The organism is Acinetobacter sp. 22323 (assembly GCF_052044895.1).
GTDB lineage: Bacteria > Pseudomonadota > Gammaproteobacteria > Pseudomonadales > Moraxellaceae > Acinetobacter > Acinetobacter schindleri.
Genome location: NZ_JBQEOL010000023.1, coordinates 1 through 20,033, shown reverse-complemented (window position 1 = coordinate 20,033; position 20,033 = coordinate 1). Strand labels below are relative to the sequence as shown.

At 41.9% G+C, this 20,033-nt stretch carries 22 protein-coding genes, 2 tRNA genes and 1 pseudogene; 14 read left to right on the top strand and 11 right to left on the bottom strand.

The features are described from left to right. Window positions 1-2 precede the first annotated feature (2 nt). From ACTJIX_RS13340 to ACTJIX_RS13325, 4 genes are read left to right on the top strand one after another with little or no spacing between them, the layout of a single operon-like run. On the top strand, window positions 3-200 hold the full coding sequence (locus ACTJIX_RS13340) for an NF038104 family lipoprotein (RefSeq protein WP_005222759.1): 198 nt from the start codon (window positions 3-5) through the stop codon (window positions 198-200). Window positions 201-211: 11 nt separating this feature from the next. Then, window positions 212-922 (top strand): DNA repair protein RecO, encoded by a 711-nt coding sequence (gene recO, locus ACTJIX_RS13335; RefSeq protein WP_262478232.1) that lies wholly within the window; start codon window positions 212-214, stop codon window positions 920-922. A gap of 13 nt (window positions 923-935) precedes the next feature. Beyond that, window positions 936-1,661, top strand: coding sequence for a pyridoxine 5'-phosphate synthase (pdxJ, locus tag ACTJIX_RS13330; protein WP_076753835.1), 726 nt, complete (start codon window positions 936-938; stop codon window positions 1,659-1,661). Between the two features lie 12 nt (window positions 1,662-1,673). Beyond that, a complete protein-coding gene (locus tag ACTJIX_RS13325; RefSeq protein WP_253169871.1) occupies window positions 1,674-2,327 on the top strand; it encodes a tRNA-(ms[2]io[6]A)-hydroxylase in 654 nt (217 codons plus the stop codon). Window positions 2,328-2,679: 352 nt separating this feature from the next. Here ACTJIX_RS13325 and ACTJIX_RS13320 read toward each other — a convergent pair. Then, a tRNA-Asn gene (locus ACTJIX_RS13320) sits at window positions 2,680-2,755 on the bottom strand. A gap of 236 nt (window positions 2,756-2,991) precedes the next feature. Between ACTJIX_RS13320 and ACTJIX_RS13315 the strand changes: the two genes are divergently transcribed. Next, window positions 2,992-3,435 carry a hypothetical protein gene (locus tag ACTJIX_RS13315; protein ID WP_048882471.1) on the top strand — a complete coding sequence of 148 codons (444 nt, stop codon included), beginning with the start codon at window positions 2,992-2,994 and terminating at the stop codon, window positions 3,433-3,435. Window positions 3,436-3,457: 22 nt separating this feature from the next. On the opposite strand, the gene ACTJIX_RS13310 is transcribed toward ACTJIX_RS13315, so the two are convergent. Then, entirely contained in the window at window positions 3,458-3,889 is a 432-nt protein-coding gene (locus ACTJIX_RS13310; RefSeq protein ID WP_004815217.1) for a PaaI family thioesterase, read from the bottom strand. A gap of 154 nt (window positions 3,890-4,043) precedes the next feature. Here ACTJIX_RS13310 and ACTJIX_RS13305 point away from each other — a divergent pair. Then, a pseudogene (locus ACTJIX_RS13305) lies at window positions 4,044-4,453 on the top strand (GFA family protein). A 107-nt stretch (window positions 4,454-4,560) separates the two neighbouring features. On the opposite strand, the gene ACTJIX_RS13300 reads toward ACTJIX_RS13305, so the two are convergent. Next, on the bottom strand, window positions 4,561-5,796 hold the full coding sequence (locus ACTJIX_RS13300; protein WP_305176553.1) for a pyridoxal phosphate-dependent aminotransferase: 1,236 nt from the start codon (window positions 5,794-5,796) through the stop codon (window positions 4,561-4,563). 254 nt (window positions 5,797-6,050) lie between these two features. Then, window positions 6,051-6,878, bottom strand: coding sequence for a type I methionyl aminopeptidase (map, locus tag ACTJIX_RS13295; protein WP_004892289.1), 828 nt, complete (start codon window positions 6,876-6,878; stop codon window positions 6,051-6,053). 208 nt (window positions 6,879-7,086) lie between these two features. Here map and rpsB point away from each other — a divergent pair, with 208 nt between their 5' ends. The 3 genes from rpsB to ACTJIX_RS13280 all read left to right on the top strand — a co-directional run bounded on the left by rpsB (window position 7,087) and on the right by ACTJIX_RS13280 (window position 9,454). Then, on the top strand, window positions 7,087-7,833 hold the full coding sequence (rpsB, locus tag ACTJIX_RS13290) for a 30S ribosomal protein S2 (RefSeq protein ID WP_004892292.1): 747 nt from the start codon (window positions 7,087-7,089) through the stop codon (window positions 7,831-7,833). Window positions 7,834-7,974: 141 nt separating this feature from the next. Next, on the top strand, window positions 7,975-8,853 hold the full coding sequence (gene tsf, locus ACTJIX_RS13285) for a translation elongation factor Ts (RefSeq protein WP_004815225.1): 879 nt from the start codon (window positions 7,975-7,977) through the stop codon (window positions 8,851-8,853). An 85-nt stretch (window positions 8,854-8,938) separates the two neighbouring features. Then, window positions 8,939-9,454 carry a DUF3465 domain-containing protein gene (locus ACTJIX_RS13280; RefSeq protein WP_034434069.1) on the top strand — a complete coding sequence of 172 codons (516 nt, stop codon included), beginning with the start codon at window positions 8,939-8,941 and terminating at the stop codon, window positions 9,452-9,454. Between the two features lie 33 nt (window positions 9,455-9,487). Here ACTJIX_RS13280 and ACTJIX_RS13275 read toward each other — a convergent pair whose 3' ends face one another. The 7 genes from ACTJIX_RS13275 to ACTJIX_RS13245 form a co-directional block, all read right to left on the bottom strand. After that, window positions 9,488-9,943: an Mpo1 family 2-hydroxy fatty acid dioxygenase gene (locus tag ACTJIX_RS13275; RefSeq protein WP_262467069.1), complete on the bottom strand. Its 456-nt coding sequence runs from the start codon at window positions 9,941-9,943 to the stop codon at window positions 9,488-9,490. Window positions 9,944-10,173: 230 nt separating this feature from the next. Next, window positions 10,174-10,785, bottom strand: a complete 612-nt coding sequence (locus ACTJIX_RS13270; RefSeq protein ID WP_004815231.1) for a septal ring lytic transglycosylase RlpA family protein — start codon at window positions 10,783-10,785, stop codon at window positions 10,174-10,176. Window positions 10,786-11,073: 288 nt separating this feature from the next. Then, entirely contained in the window at window positions 11,074-12,075 is a 1,002-nt protein-coding gene (mltB, locus tag ACTJIX_RS13265; RefSeq protein ID WP_005222739.1) for a lytic murein transglycosylase B, read from the bottom strand. A 295-nt stretch (window positions 12,076-12,370) separates the two neighbouring features. Then, entirely contained in the window at window positions 12,371-13,021 is a 651-nt protein-coding gene (locus ACTJIX_RS13260) for a hypothetical protein (RefSeq protein ID WP_005222737.1), read from the bottom strand. Window positions 13,022-13,040: 19 nt separating this feature from the next. Then, a complete protein-coding gene (gene queF / locus ACTJIX_RS13255; RefSeq protein ID WP_005222735.1) occupies window positions 13,041-13,856 on the bottom strand; it encodes an NADPH-dependent 7-cyano-7-deazaguanine reductase QueF in 816 nt (271 codons plus the stop codon). After that, window positions 13,856-14,629: an ABC transporter permease gene (locus tag ACTJIX_RS13250; protein WP_004815236.1), complete on the bottom strand. Its 774-nt coding sequence runs from the start codon at window positions 14,627-14,629 to the stop codon at window positions 13,856-13,858. The genes queF and ACTJIX_RS13250 overlap by 1 nt, the downstream gene beginning before the upstream one ends. Then, window positions 14,626-15,561, bottom strand: coding sequence for an ABC transporter ATP-binding protein (locus ACTJIX_RS13245; protein WP_005222733.1), 936 nt, complete (start codon window positions 15,559-15,561; stop codon window positions 14,626-14,628). Before ACTJIX_RS13245 ends, ACTJIX_RS13250 begins: the two co-directional genes overlap by 4 nt. 189 nt (window positions 15,562-15,750) lie before the next feature. Here ACTJIX_RS13245 and ACTJIX_RS13240 point away from each other — a divergent pair. The 5 genes from ACTJIX_RS13240 to ACTJIX_RS13220 all read left to right on the top strand — a co-directional run bounded on the left by ACTJIX_RS13240 (window position 15,751) and on the right by ACTJIX_RS13220 (window position 20,001). Next, a tRNA-Arg gene (locus tag ACTJIX_RS13240) sits at window positions 15,751-15,826 on the top strand. Window positions 15,827-15,989: 163 nt separating this feature from the next. Continuing rightward, entirely contained in the window at window positions 15,990-17,222 is a 1,233-nt protein-coding gene (locus ACTJIX_RS13235; RefSeq protein ID WP_034675482.1) for a tyrosine-type recombinase/integrase, read from the top strand. 297 nt (window positions 17,223-17,519) lie between these two features. Then, complete coding sequence (tnpA, locus tag ACTJIX_RS13230; protein WP_000364662.1) at window positions 17,520-17,948, top strand: IS66-like element accessory protein TnpA; 429 nt, start codon at window positions 17,520-17,522, stop codon at window positions 17,946-17,948. Beyond that, window positions 17,945-18,280 (top strand): IS66 family insertion sequence element accessory protein TnpB, encoded by a 336-nt coding sequence (gene tnpB / locus ACTJIX_RS13225; protein WP_000618090.1) that lies wholly within the window; start codon window positions 17,945-17,947, stop codon window positions 18,278-18,280. The genes tnpA and tnpB overlap by 4 nt, the downstream gene beginning before the upstream one ends. Window positions 18,281-18,354: 74 nt before the next feature. Beyond that, window positions 18,355-20,001, top strand: coding sequence for an IS66-like element ISAba17 family transposase (locus ACTJIX_RS13220; protein ID WP_001094416.1), 1,647 nt, complete (start codon window positions 18,355-18,357; stop codon window positions 19,999-20,001). The last annotated feature ends 32 nt before the right edge of the window (window positions 20,002-20,033 follow it).

Sequence of the window (20,033 nt, the reverse complement as noted above, 5' to 3'; positions counted from 1 at the left end):
TCATGATGAAATTGCTGACAATTACTGCATGTGTTTTATTCTTGCAGGGTTGTATTCATAAAGTTGTGACCGTTCCAGTGAAAGTTGCTTATAAAACTACAAAAGTCGCAGTCAAAGGTACTGCGGCTGTTGTGGGCGCCGCCATTCCGGATGGGGATGACGAAGAAGATGAGAAAAATTCAAAAAAGAATAAAGATTAAAGAAGCAGCCTATGCGTAATGAAGTGCTGCATGGATATCTGATTCATCACCGAAAATATCGTGATCGCAGCCATATTGTGCATTTATTTACTCAGGAATATGGCCGTATCGATGGGATTTTAAGACAGACGCCACCCCCGCAATATCAACCAATCAGCTTGCAAGCATCAGGTAAATCTGAACTCAAAAATTTTACTAAACTCGAAATCGTCAATCAGCCTATTTTCTTTTTTGGGGATGCATTCTTTTCAGGATTTTATCTGAACGAGATTCTGCTGCGACTTTGCCCACTCGAAGTAGAAATGCCACAGACTTATGCTAAATATGGCGAAACTTTAGTGGCTTTACAGCAGCTTTCTACACAAACTGATCCGAATACCTATCTCAAGCAGATCTTGCGCCAGTTTGAGCATGTTTTGCTGGAAGAACTCGGCTATGGTCTGGACTTTTCAGTCGATGCGAATCAGGTAGTTATCGCTCCTCAACAGCATTACTATTTTCAGCTCAATGATGGTTTCATGCCCTCTGCCAAAGCCTCACGTTCAACCATGTCGGGACAGCAGATTTTAACTATGTTGAGCTATGAAAACGGTAGGGATTTTAATCCAGAACAGTTACAATTATTGACGAAGCTTTATCGACAGGTGATTACCGCTTTACTTGGTGACCGACCACTGAAAAGTCGACAATTGTGGATCCAAAATTCTCAATCTCAATCGTAGTTAGGAAAATATTATGGCTGCATTACTTGGTGTCAATATTGACCATGTCGCAACTTTAAGACAAGCACGTGGTACGACGTACCCAGACCCAGTCAATGCTGCATTGATCTGCGAACAGGCGGGTGCAGAGGGCATTACCCTGCATTTACGTGAAGACCGTCGTCATATCCAGGATGATGATGTACGTCGTATGCGTCCGGTATTGACCACGCATATGAATCTGGAAATGGCAGTAACTGATGAAATGGTGGCTTTTGCTAAAGAAATTCAGCCACATCATGTCTGTTTTGTGCCTGAAAAACGTCAGGAAGTCACTACTGAAGGCGGTCTGGATGTGGTTGGCCATTTTGAAGATGTAAAGAAGGCTACTCAAGAGCTAACTACGATTGGCTGTGATGTGTCGCTATTTATTGATGCTGACTTTGCCCAGATTGATGCTGCGGTCGCGTGTGGTGCACCAACGATTGAAATCCATACCGGTGCTTATGCGGATGCTGAAACACCTGAAGCACAAAAGGCCGAACTAGAGCGCATTATCAAAGGGGCAGAATATGCTGCTTCTAAAGGTCTGGTGGTGAATGCAGGTCATGGTCTGAATCTGGATAATGTCACTCCAATCGCTGCGATTCCACAAATTCATGAATTAAACATTGGCCACTCGATTATTGCAGATGCAGTTTTTGTTGGTCTGGCACAAGCTGTACAACAAATGAAGGCTGCAATTAAAGCTGCACGTTAAGATTGAAAAGTTATGTCGAATATTGATTATGATGAACTCATGAAACCAGTCATTGGTTTTCTGGGTTGTGAAACTCCTAAAGCCTGGTTGGATGAAGCCTTACAGAATCTGGAGATCCTGATGCAGGATCATGCCAACTGTGAGAAGAAAGCTGCCAGTACTGCAATGAACCTGATGTTTCGTTATAGCTTTTTCGTAGACTTACAGGTAAAGCTGGCACAGCTGGTACGCGAAGAAATGCTGCACTATGAACAGGTGTTGGAATTCATGAACAAGCGTGGTCAGCAGTGGACTGGTCTCAGTGCAGGACGCTATGCCGGTGGCTTGCGCAAAGAGATCCGCACTTATGAGCCGGAAGCGCTGATTGATGTGTTAGTCATTGGTGCTTTTGTAGAAGCTCGCTCTTGTGAGCGATTCTATGCACTGGCACCGTATGTGGATGAAGAACTTGGGCGTTATTACCGTTACCTGCTCAAATCCGAATCTCGCCATTTTGAGGACTATCTAGCACTCGCTATGGATGTAGCGAAAACAGCAAAACTGAAAAATCCAAAAGAAGATATTCAGGCGCGTATTGAACATATTCGTGAAGTAGAAAAGAATCTGATTCTCAGTCCAGATGAGATGTTCCGCTTCCATAGTGGTGTACCAGTAAAAGCTGCTTAAAGCATCCTTAAAAAAAATCCTCCAAAATGGGGGATTTTTTATATCTATCGAAAGTATAGCTCAGTGTCTTTTAAGTTTAAAAAATAGCCTAAGCAATTTTAAATGTCTACTATTACTGTGTGGATTTAAAGGCAACTCTACTTAGGGATATATTAAATATTAAATATTAATTGTTAAAAAAATGTACGAGTTAAAAATAAAATCCTTCATATCTGATGAAAGTATGGTTATCAATCACGATCATTCTAATTTCATGGAGGAAAGAGAAGGGGGAGATGAAAAGTTTTTATGTGAATAAAGCTTAAAGCAATAAAAAAAGCCCAAGTCTAAAATGCTTGGGCTTTCTTGAATTTGGCTCTCCCACCTGGGCTCGAACCAGGGACCTGCGGATTAACAGTCCGTCGCTCTACCGACTGAGCTATGGGAGAATCTGAATGCGATTATAGAGGGATTTTGACAGGGGTCAAGCAAAAACTTCTATATTTATTGCAAATATAGTTTGTCTGATTTTAATTTAGACAATCAAATTTAAAATTCAAAAAAAGCTTGTCAGCGCATAAGCGAATTGCTAAATTGAAAATATAAAGTCGTTTGACCAGATGGTCAAACAGTGTGGATTTAAACCTACTTGCCAGCACAAAAATGGCTAAACCGGAGAAAGCGAATGAATACGCTCACTATCCCTCAAATTTTCGCCCAACTGTCTTTCTATCAAGAAAACTACCTTGATATTATTCAAGATTTTACCCAATATTTTACTCCTGTTCATGGCGCTGAAATCCGTTTATGGCCCTTAGCTGCAAAACAGTTGTATTTGGGTGACTTGTTACAATTGTGGTTTGCAGAAAAATGGCTGGTTGAGAAGGAACGCCAATTTAGCTTTGAAGTATTCCTGAATGCGCCTGAAATACAGCCAAAAGATCTGTTTATTTATGCTATTTCGGGCAATTTCATCACGGGTTCAAATCAGTCTAAAGTTTGGCAGACATCTACTGCACAGACTCAAGAATTAAGTCTAGCGAATGTCTCTAGACATTATTTTGAGTATCAGGCTTTGACTCAACCAAAAGCTGTTCAAGCACCGCATGCGAAGTGGGGTATGCTTTAAGCCTTTCTTAAACTAGAAGTTTTTAACGAAAAATCATACAGGTGGCTGTTGCATGAGCATAAAGCTTGCCATCTTCATCGATAATTTTTCCTTCTGAGATTGCAAGATTTTTGCTGGTATTAATGAGTTGACCAATAGCCGTCAATGGTCTGTTTTGGGGAATGGGGCGACACATTTTAATATTGAGATCAATCGTGCCATATCCTGCGCCTGCTTCTAAAACGGTATGAATTGCACAGCCTGTTACGGTGTCCAGTACTGTTGCAGCAAAGCCCCCGTGTACACCGCCTAAAGGATTTAAATGGTGTTGATCTGCCTGCACCTCAAACGTGACCTGACCACTTTCAATTAAAGTAGGTTTCATGGGAATGGTTGTTGCCATAGAAGGCATCGGCAGGTTGCCATTACACATTTCTTGCATAATCTGTAAACCTGATAGATTCTTGATATCCATTGCTTGCTCTTGTTATTTTAGATTTTGGAATGATCTTTAAATTCTAGATGGATGGAGGCTCAGGCATCAATTAAAAATTGTATGATTGGAGTATGCAGGGTTTATACCTTGGCTTAAAAATAAATATAAAAAATAAGTTCAATGAGGAATACTGATGAAAGCAAGATGTTTATGTGGTGCAACTCAGTTTGAAGTACAACTCAGGAATCATGAAGTTGCTGCCTGTCATTGCTCGATGTGTCGCCGCCAGACCAGTGGGCCATTAATGGCTATTGATATCGAAGATATTCATTTTGTCGATCAGCAGTATTTATCTGTTTTTAACTCTTCAGAATGGGCGGAGCGCGGCTTTTGTAGTGTTTGTGGTACTTTTATTTTTGGCGAACCAAAGATCACTCATTTGCCAATATCAATGTTTTTACATTGGAGGAATTACCTGATGATCTGGATTTTAATCTGGAGATTTATGTGGATCATCAGCCAGCCTTCTATTTATTTAATAATCAAACCCAAAAAATGACTGAAGCTGAAGTCATCGAGATGTTTAATTCGGATCGCTCATAATTTTAGTTTTGAAAGTGCAAAATTTAAGGTTAAATTTAAAGAGAACAAATAAAAAAACCCGCGATAAATGCGGGTTTCTTATTTAAAAACTTGAGAAAGTCTCTAAATTATTTAGCAGCTTTTTCAGCTTCGATAGAAGCAATCGCAGCATCTACGCCTTCGATTGAATCAGCAGCTTTCTTGATACGAGCAAGTGCATCAACCAATACTTCGTCAGCAGTTGCGTAAGAGATACGCATGAAGCCGCCTAGACCAAATGCATCACCTGGAACGACTGCAACACCAGTTTCTTCCAGTAACCAAGCAGAGAATTCTGTGCAAGATTTAAGACCTTTGGCACGAATCAATGGTTTGATGTTTGCATATGCATAGAATGCACCGTCCGCAGGTAGGCAAGAAATACCATTGATATCATTTAAGCCTTTTACAACCAGGTCATGACGACGTTTGAATGCTTCAATCATTGGCTCAAGTACGTCTTGAGGACCATTCAATGCAGCTTCAGCAGCAACTTGCGAAATTGAAGTCGGGTTAGAAGTTGATTGAGACTGGATTTTCTTCATTGCACCAATAAGTTTAGCAGGGCCCGCTGCGTAGCCGATACGCCAGCCAGTCATTGCATAGGCTTTAGATACACCGTTTAATACGATAGTACGGTCATAAAGGTCTGGTGCAACTGTTGCGATGTTGTAGAACTCGTCATCCCAACGGATTGGTTCGTACATATCATCAGATGCGATAAATACTTCTGGGTATTTACGCAGTACGTCAGCCAGCGCTTCAAGCTCAGCTTTAGTGTAGATCATACCTGTAGGGTTAGACGGGCTGTTCAATACCACTAGACGTGTTTTGTCAGTGATTGCAGCTTCTAATTGTTCAGGGGTGATTTTGAAACGTTGTTCTTCACCACATTTCACAATAACAGGAACACCTTCAGCGATGATCACCATATCCGGGTAGCTTACCCAGAATGGTGCAGGGATGATGACTTCATCACCTTTGTTTAACAAAGCAAGGGCCAAGTTAAAGAATGATTGCTTACCACCACAAGAAACCAGAATCTGGTTTGCTGCATAGTCTAGGTTATTGTCGCGTTTGAATTTAGCAATAATGGCTTTTTTAAGACCTGGCGTACCGTCTACAGCGGTGTATTTGGTGAAACCGTTGTTAATCGCTGCAATTGCTGCATCTTTGATATGTTGTGGTGTATCAAAATCTGGTTCACCTGCACCCAAGCCAATTACGTTATGACCAGCAGCTTTAAGTTCAGCAGCTTTGTTAGTCACAGCAAGCGTTGGGGACGGTTTGATGGCATTTACACGATCAGAGAGACGTACGTCCACGGCGGTATTCCTTCTTATAGGGATTAAAAAATAAAAAGCACAATATCTTAGCCTATATTGGTGCACATTAGGCAAAAGAATTTATAAAACTTTACGGAAAAAGTGTTTTGATAGCCGAAGTTTATCTTGAACTTCGATGTTAAGGCGCAGTAACTGAAGGCTTCCAGGCTAAACTTGAAATCTATAAAATATGTGAAATATAAAATAAAAAAGGCTACCTGAGGGTAACCTTTTTTGTGCGCTTCCTGTAAGGATTATGCCGTAAAACGTGACAAATCTTCTTCAGGGCGGGCAGTCAGGACTTCTACGCCATGTTTTGTTACTAAAAGAGTATGCTCATATTGCGCAGATAATTTGTGATCCTTGGTCACAACCGTCCATTTGTCACCCAGCAATTTGGTTTGCCAAACACCTGCATTGACCATTGGTTCAATCGTAAATGTCATACCTTCTTCTAAGATCATACCGGTATTTGGCTGGCCATAATGCAGCACCTGCGGTTCGTCATGGAAAGTGGTACCGATGCCATGACCGCAGTATTCACGTACTACGCTAAAACGTTCAGATTCCACATATTTTTGGATCGCATGACCGATATCACCCATGGTTGCACCTGGCTTAACTACTGCGATCCCACGATACATCGCTTCTTGAGCGACTTTACATAGGCGGTTCGCCAGAATAGAAGTTTCACCCCCCACGATGTACATCATGTTGGTATCGCCATGAAAACCATCTTTGATGACAGTCACGTCAATATTAAGAATATCGCCTTTTTTCAAGATCTTGCCTTCAGAGGGAATACCGTGACAGACCACATGGTTGACTGATGTACAGATGGTATGCTGGAAAGCAGGACGGCCTGGCGCTGCGCCATAGCCCAGACATGCTGGAATCGCATTCTGTACATTTACAATATAGTCATGACAAATCGTATCCAATTCAAGCGTTGATACACCTGGTTTGATATGCGGTTTGATCATATCCAAAACTTCTGCCGCCAGTCGTCCAGCTACACGCATCTTTTCGATATCTTCAGCGGATTTAATTAAACGACGGGGAGCTTGATAAGTAGTGTTCATGATCTCTAAAAACTTTTGGAAATTTGTGTGCGACTATGGTATAAATAGCCGCCCATTTTATCAAATGATTTTTCGTGAATATATTTGCGTAGCTTGATGAATGGTGTATTAAAAATCCGCACATATATCGTCACATTACTCTGGGTGCCCGCAAGGGTGGAGAATGCGGATATATGGAGGCCTAACCCAAATCTTTAAGGTAAAGAAAATGGCAGATTACAACGTAAGCATGCGCGACCTTCTACAAGCTGGCGCGCACTTTGGTCACCAAACTCGTTTCTGGAACCCAAAAATGCGTCAATACATCTTTGGCGCGCGTAACAAAATTCACATCATCAACCTTGAGCACACTGTTCCTGCGTTAAATGATGCTTTGAACTTTGCTAACCAATTGGCTAGCAAAAAGAACAAAGTTTTGTTCGTTGGTACTAAACGTGCAGCTTCTGCAATCATCCGTGAGCAAGCTCAACGCGCTGGTCAACCATACGTTGATCACCGTTGGTTAGGTGGTATGTTGACTAACTGGAAAACTCTTCGTCAGTCAATCAACCGTCTAAAAGACCTTCAAACTCAATCTCAAGACGGTACTTTCGCTAAGCTGACTAAACGTGAAGCTCTTGAGCGTACTCGTGAGATGGAAAAACTTGAACGCGGTCTTGGCGGCGTTAAAAACATGGGTGGTTTACCTGACGCACTATTCGTAATCGACGTTGATCACGAAGCAATTGCAATCAAAGAAGCTAAAAACCTTGGTATTCCTGTAATCGGTATCGTTGATACAAACTCTAACCCAGACAACGTAGATTACGTTATTCCGGGTAACGACGATGCGATCCGTGCAGTTACTCTTTATGCTTCTGCTATGGCTGACGCGATTCTTGCTGGTAAAGAATATGCTCAATCACAAGCAAATGCACAAGCTAAAGCAGAAGAAGCTCCAGCTTCTGAGGCTTAATGCGTTAGACGCTAGCTTGTCATTTTTGCGACACGTGATGGTGGCAAAGTAAGCGTCGTGTATGCAGGCGGCCCATGAGAATCCTCTGGGCCGTTTCTGTTCTATAAAGAATTCATTTTCTACCGAATTTAGGAGATAAACATGACTGCAGTTACAGCAAGCATGGTTAAAGAATTGCGTGATCGTACAGGTCTTGCAATGATGGAATGTAAAAAAGCTTTGACAGAAGCTGGTGGTGACATCGAACTTGCGATCGATAACCTGCGTAAATCTGGTCAAGCAAAAGCAGCTAAAAAAGCTGGTAACATTGCTGCTGACGGCGCGATCACGATCGCTCAGGAAGGCAACAAAGCAATTCTTTTAGAAGTAAACTGTCAAACTGACTTCGTTGCTAAAGACGAAAACTTTGCTGGTTTCTCTGCTAAAGTTGCTGCTGCTGCTCTTGCTGCTAACGAAACTGATGTTGCTAAAATCGCTGAACTTAAACTTGAAGATGGCGCTACTGTTGAAGAAGCTCGTATCGCGCTTGTTCAAAAAATCGGTGAAAACATCCAAGTACGTCGTGCGAAAATTGTTGAAGGCGAAAACCTTGCAGTTTACAAACACGGTCTTAAGATCGGTGTTGTTGTGTCTTATACAGGTGACGACGCGACTGGTAAAGGTATTGCAATGCACGTTGCTGCGTTCAACCCGGTTGCAGTTTCTGCTGAACAAGTTCCAGCTGAGCTAATCGCGAAAGAAAAAGAAATCGCTGAAGCGAAAGCACTTGAATCTGGCAAACCAGCAAACATCGTTGAGAAGATGGTTGTAGGTTCTGTTGAGAAATACCTGAACGAAGTTGTTCTTGAGCGTCAACAATACGTTATCGACAACGACAAAAAAGTTGCTGAAATCCTTAAAGCAACTGGTACTACAGTTGCTCAATTTACTCGCTTCGAAGTGGGTGAAGGCATCGAGAAGAAAGCTGAAATGAGCTTTGCTGATGAAGTTGCTGCTGCTCAAGCTGCTGCTGCTCAATAATTTTTACCTTTAGGTAAAAGTTAGAAAAAGCCCCATTTAATGGGGCTTTTTTTATGATTAAGTCATTACTGATCAGGGGAGAATGATGGCAAATAAAGCAAATATAGGGATTGGGGCAGTCATCGCACTATTGGTTGCTGCTTATTTAGGGCTTGATCTATCTGAGTCCAAGCAACTGACCAATACTTTCACACCTGTACAGGAAGCTACTGAACAATATAAACAGCAGCCTGATCGTGCAAATATTAATACGGTAGATACGGGTACTGCACCTATACAACAGGCTTATCAGCAAAGACAAAGTGATATTCAGGTTCAAGGTGCAGGCGAGGTGATTGCGATATTAAAAGATGATAATGAAGGGTCTCGTCATCAGAAGTTTATTTTAGAACTGAACAATGGCCATACCCATACCGTGCTGATCGCTCATAATATTGATCTGGCACCGCGTATTTCAAATATTCAAAAAGGCGACGTGGTCGAATTTTTTGGTGAATATGAATATAGCGAAAAAGGTGGGGTCATTCATTGGACGCATCATGATCCAAGCCGAAAACATGTTAATGGCTGGTTAAAACATCAAGGAAGAACCTATCAATAAGGTCCTTCCCATGAAGGAAAATGGAAAATAGCGCTAAATGCGCTTCATTTCGCTTATTTGGCGACTTTTCCAAAAAGGAATTACTTTGCCTAGATAGGCATCCATGCACCAAATCGGGCCAATAAGAAGGAATTGGAGGTCTTTAAAGAAAGAAGGCTTTTTCCCTTCCACTTTATGGCCATGAAACTGGCCAACCCAGGCAAAAACAAATAGCCCGATATAAAAACCGACGCCGACTGGCAGGATCCAGATCAACCAGGCCATAACTAAAGTCAGTGCTGCCATAGCAACCGCCAATACAATATCAAGGCGCGTATAAAAGATCATCGCCAAGACAACCAGTAATGCAGTGAGTAATGCACTGAAGTGAGCAAGAATACCGATAATAGAAAAATAGATAGTGGGCACACAGACCCAGTGGATCAGCTTGTTAGTCTTGTTCTGATGACTGTCGCTGTATTCATCAAACCATTCCGTTACAGTTTTCATTTTCCACTCCTGCTGCTTCTATTTCTTAAAATATAAAGCAGAACAGGGTGGTGGTCAAAACGCACTCGTCAGGAAGTCAGCTTACTGGAAAAAGACCAATAGACGAGCAGGGCGGATAAGAGCAGTAACAGTACACCTGAAATAAGTTCTAATTTAAGCACAGCAAATCATTCCATAAAAAAAGCCACATTATCTGTGGCTTTTGGTCAAATGCGTTAATAAGCTAAATCTTAAGAGTTTGGCCCTTGTACACGCTCAATACTAACTTTGGCAGTACCCGCATTGGTGATGCCAATTTGCTTGGCTGCACCATAAGATAAATCAAGTACACGGTTGCCATGGAATGGACCACGGTCATTTACTTTCACTACCACACTCTTACCATTGTTCTTGTTAGTCACACGAATGTAACAATTCAATGGGAGGCTGCGGTGAGCTGCAGTCATTCCGTTCATGTCGAAAGTTTCGCCGCTAGCCGTTTTACGGCCGTGGAACTGACGACCATACCAAGATGCTGTACCAGTCTGGCTGAATTTACGAACTGTGTTGGAAGCAACAGTGTTCAGTTTTTCAATCACTGAAGGCTCATCTTCAGGGATTTCAATTTTAGCTGCAATCGTTTCACGGCGAACTTTATCGCCAGAACGCTCAGTGATTGAAAGGCTGTTTAAATTTGTAAAGTTTGAATTGAAGCTTTGAGCTTCACGATTCAGAACACGTGTGGCAACACGCGAACGGTCATTATCATTATTTAATGATGATGACTGAACCAATTCTGCCTGCGACTGCGTCAGTGTGACGGTCGTGGCAATGGCCATTAAGTATTTGATTGAAGAATGCATCGAATCAACTCCTAGCAGCGGGTTCAAAAGGTTAATCTAAAGTGCTGAAAAACCAAGTAAACGAGCCTGATATTTAACTTATGCAACTACATTTGACGAAATGGATAATATTCATGCCGGTAATAGCCTGTCTAGTCTTTAATTAAAATAGTCTTGAAAAGAACGTAAAATAAACAATAACTGGTTAAAAAATAACCATAATTGTAACAAGGTATGAAAAAAGTCCAGAATTTGAACTATTTATCATAAATATTTGTTGACTTTTGTGTCTTGCGGTAAATAAGAGCCTTATCGACTCACGATTTCTGTACCTAACAACCACAAAGCAGTGGCGTACATTCGGCTGCGATTATAGGTGGTAATCACCTGAAAATTTGGATAAGTAATGTAGTAAATCGGTCCATAATTTTCTTGCAATTGAATGACATTGACCAAATCCAGATCGTCGATTTTTACGATCGGATTCATAGGACTAATTCCTTGAGTTTTTAATACACCATAGGGTGTTGGCTGGGTCAGGTCTTTGGCAATTATTGCATCCGGATTTGAACCAGCATAACGTGCAGGGAAAGCAATTGGCTGGTTGCGTTGCCAGCCATGCTGAGCCAGATAATTGGCAATTGAACCAATAGCGTCCACAGCAGAGTTACGAAGATCAATATGACCATTGCCATCATAGTCGACACCAAACTTGGGAATATTGCTTGGCATAAACTGAGGATAACCGATCGCACCGGCATAAGAACCCACTACAGAGTTGGTTGGCACCCCATCTTTATATGACCAGGCAATCAGAGCAGAAAGCTCATCCTGAAAGTATTCATTGCGGCGATCACCATTAAATCCAAGAGTGGCTAATGCATCACGGGTGATAAAAGAACCTTTGTTGCTACCAAAACCGGTTTCTACTCCCAGAATCCCCAGAATAATCGCCTGTGGTACACCAAACTGCTGTTCAGCACGATTCAGGGTATCGGCATATTGCTGTTTAAAACGCACACCACGCTGAATAGTACTTTCAGCCAGAAAATTGGTTTTATAGCTATACCACGGTTTGCTTTCACCAGGACGGCTCATGATGCTCAGCACATTCGGCAAATTGCGTGTACCATTCATGGCCCAGTCAATCTGTTCATTACTTAAACCATACTGTTGCATGGTTTTGATTTTAAAAGCGGAATAAGATGGATGCGTTTGGAAATCATTGGCTTGGCTAAAACTACTAAAACTTAGTACAGCGAATACCAGAGAAAGTCGTTTAAGTTTTTTATAAAAATGTGGTTTTAACATCTGACAGTGATTTCCAATTTCATGAATGAGTTGGCAATAGGGGGCATCCTGCACTTCTATTTATGCCCGAAAAAAGAGGCAAAAAATCGATAAAATCTTGTAAACAGAACACAATTGCTCAGGACTATTAAAGATAACATTGACTGGATAATGACATCCAACCGCTTTGACAAAAAGAGACAAAGTATGGCTATTTTTAACGCATTTTTCTTGTGAAGATGCATTTACTGTAACAAGCTATTTCATTGGTAATAAAAAAGCCCGACATCAGTCAGGCTTTTTTGATCAACTTACATTAGGAATAGAACAAAGTATCGTGGTATTCCGCCATTGCCTTTAGTTCATCCTTGTTTAATTTCAGGATGATTTTATCCGCAGCAATGTTGATTGCCTTGATCACTGCAGAAGCACCGATATCCGCCGCTTTACGTTTAATCATGCCCAGATCCAGGGTTTTGTTAAAATCCACCATGAAATGACGCACAGTCGCCTCACCAAACTCTTTATAGAGATTGCTCAAGGTCTGTTTATCGATTTCATTGCCTGCTTTTACTTCAGCAAACTGGTACTTAAGGTTAGTGACCAGATTGGCATCCAGAGATTCACCGATACGGATGTTGCCTTCAGGATCCTTAAACAGACTGCGTTCAGAAAAGGCAATGGATTCACGTACCACATCATTGGGAGCTTTGCCCAATAACTGCTTGAGCAAGACTGCTACTGTGGACTTGATATATCCTGCCAGTTTTTCCGCAGTATCACGCTTATCACTTGCTGGAAACTTGCGTACAAGTTCAGTCAAAATAGCATCAATGATCTCATCATTGATCATTAATGCCGTTTTGTCACGAAGTGGATACAGCGGTTCGCTGGAATTTTTATTTTTCTGTGCAGTCTGAATTGTATTTAAAAGTTCTGCTGAAGGAATAAATCCAAAAAAAGGCATCGTTAAACCTCAATGTTTCTTATTGTCGCGCTAAACGAATAGGGCGAGGCATCCATGTGGAGTCCGATACACGGCAAGGGTTGATATCCAATCCACCACGGCGTGTATAGGTCGCATATACCATCAGCTTTTCCGGTTTTAGATTTTGCCAGATATCGGCAAATATCTGTTCCACACATTGTTCATGGAAACCGTTGTGCTGACGATACGAAATAATATAAGCCAATATGCTCTTATAACAAGGTTTTTTACCTTGATAGCGTATAAATACTGTACCCCAGTCTGGTTGTCCAGTGACTGGACAGTTACTTCTTAATAAATGTGAATATAGCTGAACTTCGACATTTTCATCACTTTCATTATCTAGAGCCAATAACGTCGCATCAGGATGATTTTCCAGACGTTCTGGGATCAGTTCATCCAGGCAGATTCCTTCAGGCTTGGAAATGTCCAGTTCATCTACATGGAATAGATCTAGCTTTACGTCCGCTTCAGCGGCTTTAGATAAATCCTGTTCGACTGTCGCAATAAAAGCTGATTTAGACTCAAACTTGGCAAAATTCAGGCTATTGAAATACAGCTTAAGAGACTTGGATTCGATCAAGTTTGGAGAAGATGCGGGTAAAGTCATTCGACCAATTGCGACCTGTGGTACACCGGCAGCATTTAACCAGGATATTTCAAAAATATGCCACCAGTCCGTACCTTGTTGAATTGCTTCAATATGAGCATATTTCTCACGCGCAGGCGCACGTGAGATTGGGTACAGAATCTCCGGTTGATATTCTGTTGGATAGTTGGTTTCTTTACCAAGAAGAGAATGTTCTACACTCATTATTCACGCATTCCTGAACCACGAGACAATAAATAGTAAGCAATACCGTATAACACAGCACACCAGAAGGTAATCACAGCCAATGAAATGGAAACATTGACATCGCTATGACCTAAAATGCCGAAACGGAATGCATTCACCATATAGACGATCGGGTTAATTAAAGAGAGATTTTGCCAAAAAGGGCTTAAAACACTGATGGCATAGAATACACCACCTAAATAAGTCAGGGGAGTCAGCACAAAAGTGGGGATAATCGAGATGTCATCAAAGGATTTGGCATATACCGCATTAATAAAGCCACCCAATGAAAACAGTAGCGAAGTAACGAGTACTGTATATATAGTTACGAACCAGTTAGTAATATATAAGTCAGTAAAAAATAGACTCATGCTGGTCACAATAATTGCCACCAAAATACCACGTGCCACGCCACCTAGAACATAGCCCCACAGGATTGCATGTAGCGGTACCGGACTCATAATCAGTTCTTCAATGCTCTTTTGAAATTTAGAGCTAAAGAAGCTGGAAGATACGTTGGCATAACTGTTGGTAATGACCGCCATCATGATCAAACCGGGCACAATGAACTGCATATAGCTAAAGCCGCCCATTTCTCCAATCCGTGAACCCACCAGATTGCCAAAAATCACGAAATATAAAGTCATGGTAATGGCAGGTGGAAGTAGGGTTTGTGGCCAGATCCGCATAAAGCGGCGGATTTCTTTATAAATGATGGTATAGAGGGCAACGCCAAGCTGATTTAAATTCATTGCGCAGCTCCATTGAGGTTTTTCTCAACCATTTTCACAAACAATTCTTCAAGACGATTGGATTTGTTACGCATACTACGTACTTGGATGTTCTGTGCTTCGAGTAACTGGAACAACTCATTCATACTATGTGCTTTATCTAAAGTGACTTCCAATGTCATTGGGTCGACCAGATTAAACTTCACACCAATAATATCGAGCTGGAGAGGTTCGATTGGTTCGGCCAGATCGAAGATAAAGGATTCTTCATTTAGCTGATTGAGGAAGTTCTTCATGGTGGTGTCTTCTTTAATGACACCACGGTCAATGATTGCAATCCGGCGACACAGCATCTCTGCTTCTTCTAAGTAGTGAGTGGTCAGAATGATTGATGTACCTTTATTGTTCATCTCATTTAGAAAGTCCCACATCGAGCGACGCAGCTCGATATCGACACCCGCCGTTGGTTCATCCAGAATTAACAGTTTTGGTTCATGCATCATAGCACGGGCGATCATCAGACGACGTTTCATCCCGCCTGAAAGCATCCGTGCCTGTGTAGCGCGTTTTTCCCACAAACCCAGTTTGTTTAAATATTCTTCGGCACGTTCTTGAGCAATTTTCTTTGGAATACCGTAATAACCCGCCTGCGTAACAAGGATGTCGAACGTTTTCTCGAACTGGGAGAAGTTGAATTCTTGTGGTACTACACCTAAACACTGTTTCGCTTCAGAAGGGTGGGTATCAAGGTTATGACCAAAAATTTCAACAGTCCCAGAAGTTTTTCTTGTTAAAGAACTAATGATGCCGATGGTTGTAGATTTACCTGCACCATTCGGGCCGAGCAGGGCATAAAACTCACCCTCTGGTACATCCAGATTAATACCTTTTAATGCTTGAAAGCCATTGCGATAGGTCTTTGACAAATCCCTTAAGGTCAATGCATCAGTCATGGAGATCTCAAATGGTGAAAAATTGAGATATTGTGAGTGATCTGTATAAATAAGCCAAGTGATTGAGTGGGAATTCTTTTATAAAGGTGTGAGAAGATTGTTCAAAGCGTAGTCACTAAAATCACTAGCTTATATATAGTTGTTTACCTTATGCGATTTTTTGTTATGATGTGCGCACTCCTCATATAAGCGCTCATAGCTCAACTGGATAGAGTACAGGTCTCCGAAGCCTGTGGCGTGGGTTCGAGTCCCGCTGAGCGCACCATTTCTTTGTTTCATCTTATCCTATCAAATACGAAAATCATTAAAAATAAACAACTTATGTATTTCTCTTATCCGATATTGTCCGAGCATGTTTTAGGTTATTTAAGTTTTTTGCGGTAATTTTTGCGGTAATTTCAAAATTATTGCAAAGGCTTACCGTAAAAATGCCAAAAATAATTGTAAATCTGACAGATACACAGATTCGTTCAGCTGTAAATTCACATAAAAAGTTATCAACCAAGGTTCAAATTAAACTAGCCGATGGTAAAGGACTATTTTTTATCATTGATAAAAATGGTAACTCCTATTGGAGGTGGGACTATGCTCGCCCAATCACTAAAAAACGTAATAGCATTTCTTTTGGGATATACCCAGAGGTATCGTTGCTAAATGCACGAGCAAAAAGAACTGAATGTCGAGAATTACTCGCCCAAAATATAGATCCAGCGGTTGTGAAGAAAAATGAAGAAGAAGCTAAATCAGGCAAAAATACTTTCGCTTTAATCGCGGATGAATATAGAAAGACAGAGGAGTTAGAGCCTAGTACTCAACGAAGGAATCAATTTGTTTGGGGTAAGTTGTATGCTGCAATTGGGGATTATCCAATAGACAGTATTACACCATCGCAAATTTTAGAAGTTTGTCGTATTTACGAAAGACAGGGTAAGACAGATTCAGCAAAGCGCATGAGAAGCAAAGCATCTCAAGTCTTTCGTTATGCGATTGCTTTAGGGTTATGTCAATTTAATGTGGCAGACCAAATTAGTGGAATCTTAAAAGTTGGTAAAACCAAGCATAGATCTGCGATCACAGATGAGCAGAAGCTAGGACGGTTATTGAGTAACATTAATAATAGTGTTGGCCGTGGTGACATTGCGATAGATTATGCTGTAAAAATTTTACCCCATGTTTTTGTACGCCCAGGAGAATTGAGAGGAGCCAAGTGGGCAGACATTGATTTTGAAAATCGGGTTTGGAAATACACTCCTCCTAAAACGAAGAATCAGACCGCATTACAGCATATTGTTCCTCTGTCAGATCAGGTTATCACCTTGTTTAAAGAATTACACCAAATAACAGGTTATACGGAGTATTGCTTTGTATCGATGCGGGATCAGTCCAAAACGATTAGCGAATCGACGATTAACAAACGATTGAAACAATATGGTTTTGAAAATGGTGAGACGACAGGTCATGGCTTTAGAGCGACTGCGAGAACACTCTTGGATGAGGTTCTAAAATTTCCAATTGAGCGGATTGAACAGCAACTGGCTCATCAGGTTCGTGATATGCATGGAAGAGCATACAACCGTACAAAATATTTAGAAGAACGTACGGTGATGATGCAATCATGGTCTGACTATTTAGATCGGTTGATGCATAAGACTATGGATTGATTAGTAAGCTTGCACCTGTGCGACAAAAACAACATTCATGCTGCTTATAACCGAGCACAGTATTGGGATGAACGAGTAATGATTATGGAATGGTATGGGGAGAAGGTGCAGGAATGGATGAAGTAAGTCACTCAGTATATGTAAAAAAACCACGCCTGATGGCGTGGTTTTTTATACCTAACATTTCTGTATTGCTTAATTATTAGTGTATTAATAGTAAGCGTCCGCTGAACCCCACTTTTTCTAACTCATTAATACCGCGATAGTGTCCACTTAAATTTAAGTGGACACCTATTTATGGATTTAAAGACAGTTATAGACAGTGCACCAACGCTAAAAAAGCCCCGTCGAACCTTCACAGCTGAATTTAAACATCAACTTATTCAGCAATGCCAGCAGCCAGATACATCAGTGGCCAAGGTAGCAATGCAACATCAGATCAATGCCAATCTGCTACATAAATGGATTCGTCAGTCCAGATCAATGCCCCCTGCATTAAAAACCCCATCCATTCCACAGACTGACTTTCTTCCGGTCATTCTTCACCCGACTCCAGTCAAACAAGAAGCACCTCTACCACCTGTGCCAGAGAAGAAAGCTGTCGCTCATATCAGGATTCCATTACATGAGGCACCAAGTTCCGCAAGGGATCAGATGATCGAGATCGACTGGCCGGTGGAGTCAGTAACTGAATTACTGTTGCTGATCCAGGGTTTGACTCAATGATTCGTATTGATGAGATCTGGTTGTCTACCCAGCCGATGGACATGCGTGCAGGGATGGATACAGCCATGGCTCAGGTGCTGAGAGCCTTTGGCTACATCAAACCGCATTGCGCTTACCTGTTCTGTAATAAGCGTGGCCATCGTATGAAAGTGCTGGTGCATGATGGACTGGGTATCTGGCTGTGTGCCCGGCGGCTGGAACAGGGGAAATTCCACTGGGCTAAAGTTCACCAGGGTGAAAGTATGGCGATCAGCCCGGAGCAGTTACAGGCACTGATCCAGGGTTTGCCCTGGCAAAGAATCGGACTGCAGCAAGTGGTAACAATGCTCTAAACCAGGCTCATCCATTCTGCTATTCTCCAAACGTTCTATTTCCTCTGCATCATGACCTCAGGCATACTGCGGTCATGAATACGCTGCCTGATTTAAGCCAACTGACCCATGAACAACTGCTGGAATTTACCAGACAGTTGGCGATGCAGCATCAGTCTCTGGCACAATCTAAACAACAACTGGAACAATCAAATCAGCAATTAGATGCCAGAGTTCAACATCTTGAAGTCACCAATCAGCAATTAGATTCTAAAGTTCAACATCTTTCTATTCTCAATCAAAAATACGAGCATGAGCTTGCACTATTTAAACAGCATAAATTCGGCAGTAAAAACGAACATCTAACCGCAAAACAAATCCATCTCTGGGATGAAGCGGTTGAAGAAGATATTGCAGCGGTTGATCTGGAACTGGAACGACTGAATGCAGATAAAACCAATGCAGCTGCACAGAAAGCCCCAGTCAACAAACCTAAACGTCGGCTGTTGCCAGATCATCTACACACCCTCCGTATTGAGCATGAACCTGAATCAACACAATGCAGTTGTGGCTGTACCTTGCGTCGTATCGGTGAAGATGTCAGTGAAAAACTGAATTTCAGACCGGCACAGTTCTATAAGGAACAGCATGTGCGTGGTAAATGGGTCTGTGATCAGTGTGACACTCTGACTCAGCAAGCGATGCCAGCCTATGTGATTGATAAAGGCATTGCTTCACCTGAATTGCTTAGCCATGTGCTGGTGTCAAAGTATGCCGATCATTTGCCTTTGTACCGTCAACGTCAAATCTTTCTACGCGCAGGTGTTGATCTGTCTAGATCAACGTTATCTGACTGGATTGGCCGCTGTGGGGTGGAACTGGAACCTCTGGCCAATGCCTTAAAACAGGTGGTACTGCAACAGCAGGTGATCCATGCAGATGAAACACCGGTGACGGTCATGCAGATGGGTGAAAATGAGAAAAAGCCCAAAAAAGGTTATGTCTGGGCCTATGCCAGCACACAGTACAATCCAGTTCAGGCAGTGATCTATGACTTTCAAGATAGCCGTTCTGGCCAGCATGCTGAAGACTTCCTGAAAGGCTGGCAGGGTCATTTGGTCTGTGATGATTACAGTGGTTATAAAGCACGCTTTAGATCAGGTCAGGTCATTGAGGTGGGCTGCATGGCACATGCACGTCGTAAATTCCATGAACTACATGTGACCAAGAAAAGTCAGGTCGCTGAACAGGCATTAGTGCTGATTCAGAAATTATATGCGATAGAAGCAGAATTAAGAAAAAAGACGGATGGTACAGCGGAAGACCGCTGCGAATACCGACAACAGCATAGTCAACCGGTCATGCAACAACTATATGAATGGCTCAACCAACATCAGCTGACGGTGCCATCGAGTTCTCCAACCGCCCGGGCGATCAATTACAGCCTAAAACGTTGGACTGCTTTAAGCCGCTATCTGGATGATGGCAATCTACCCATTGACAATAATTGGATAGAGAACCAAATGCGTCCCTGGGCCTTGGGGCGTAAGAACTGGCTATTTGCAGGTTCGCTGCGCAGTGGTCAACGAGCTGCCAATATCATGACTTTAATCCAGTCAGCAAAGCTGAATGGCTTGGATCCGTATGCCTATTTAAGTGATGTGCTGAAAAGGTTGCCAACACATAAAGTGCCCCAAATAGAAGAATTACTACCTCACCGCTGGAAACCTGAACCCCGTTAAAACTTGGCGATGGCGTTCAGCGGATGCTTACT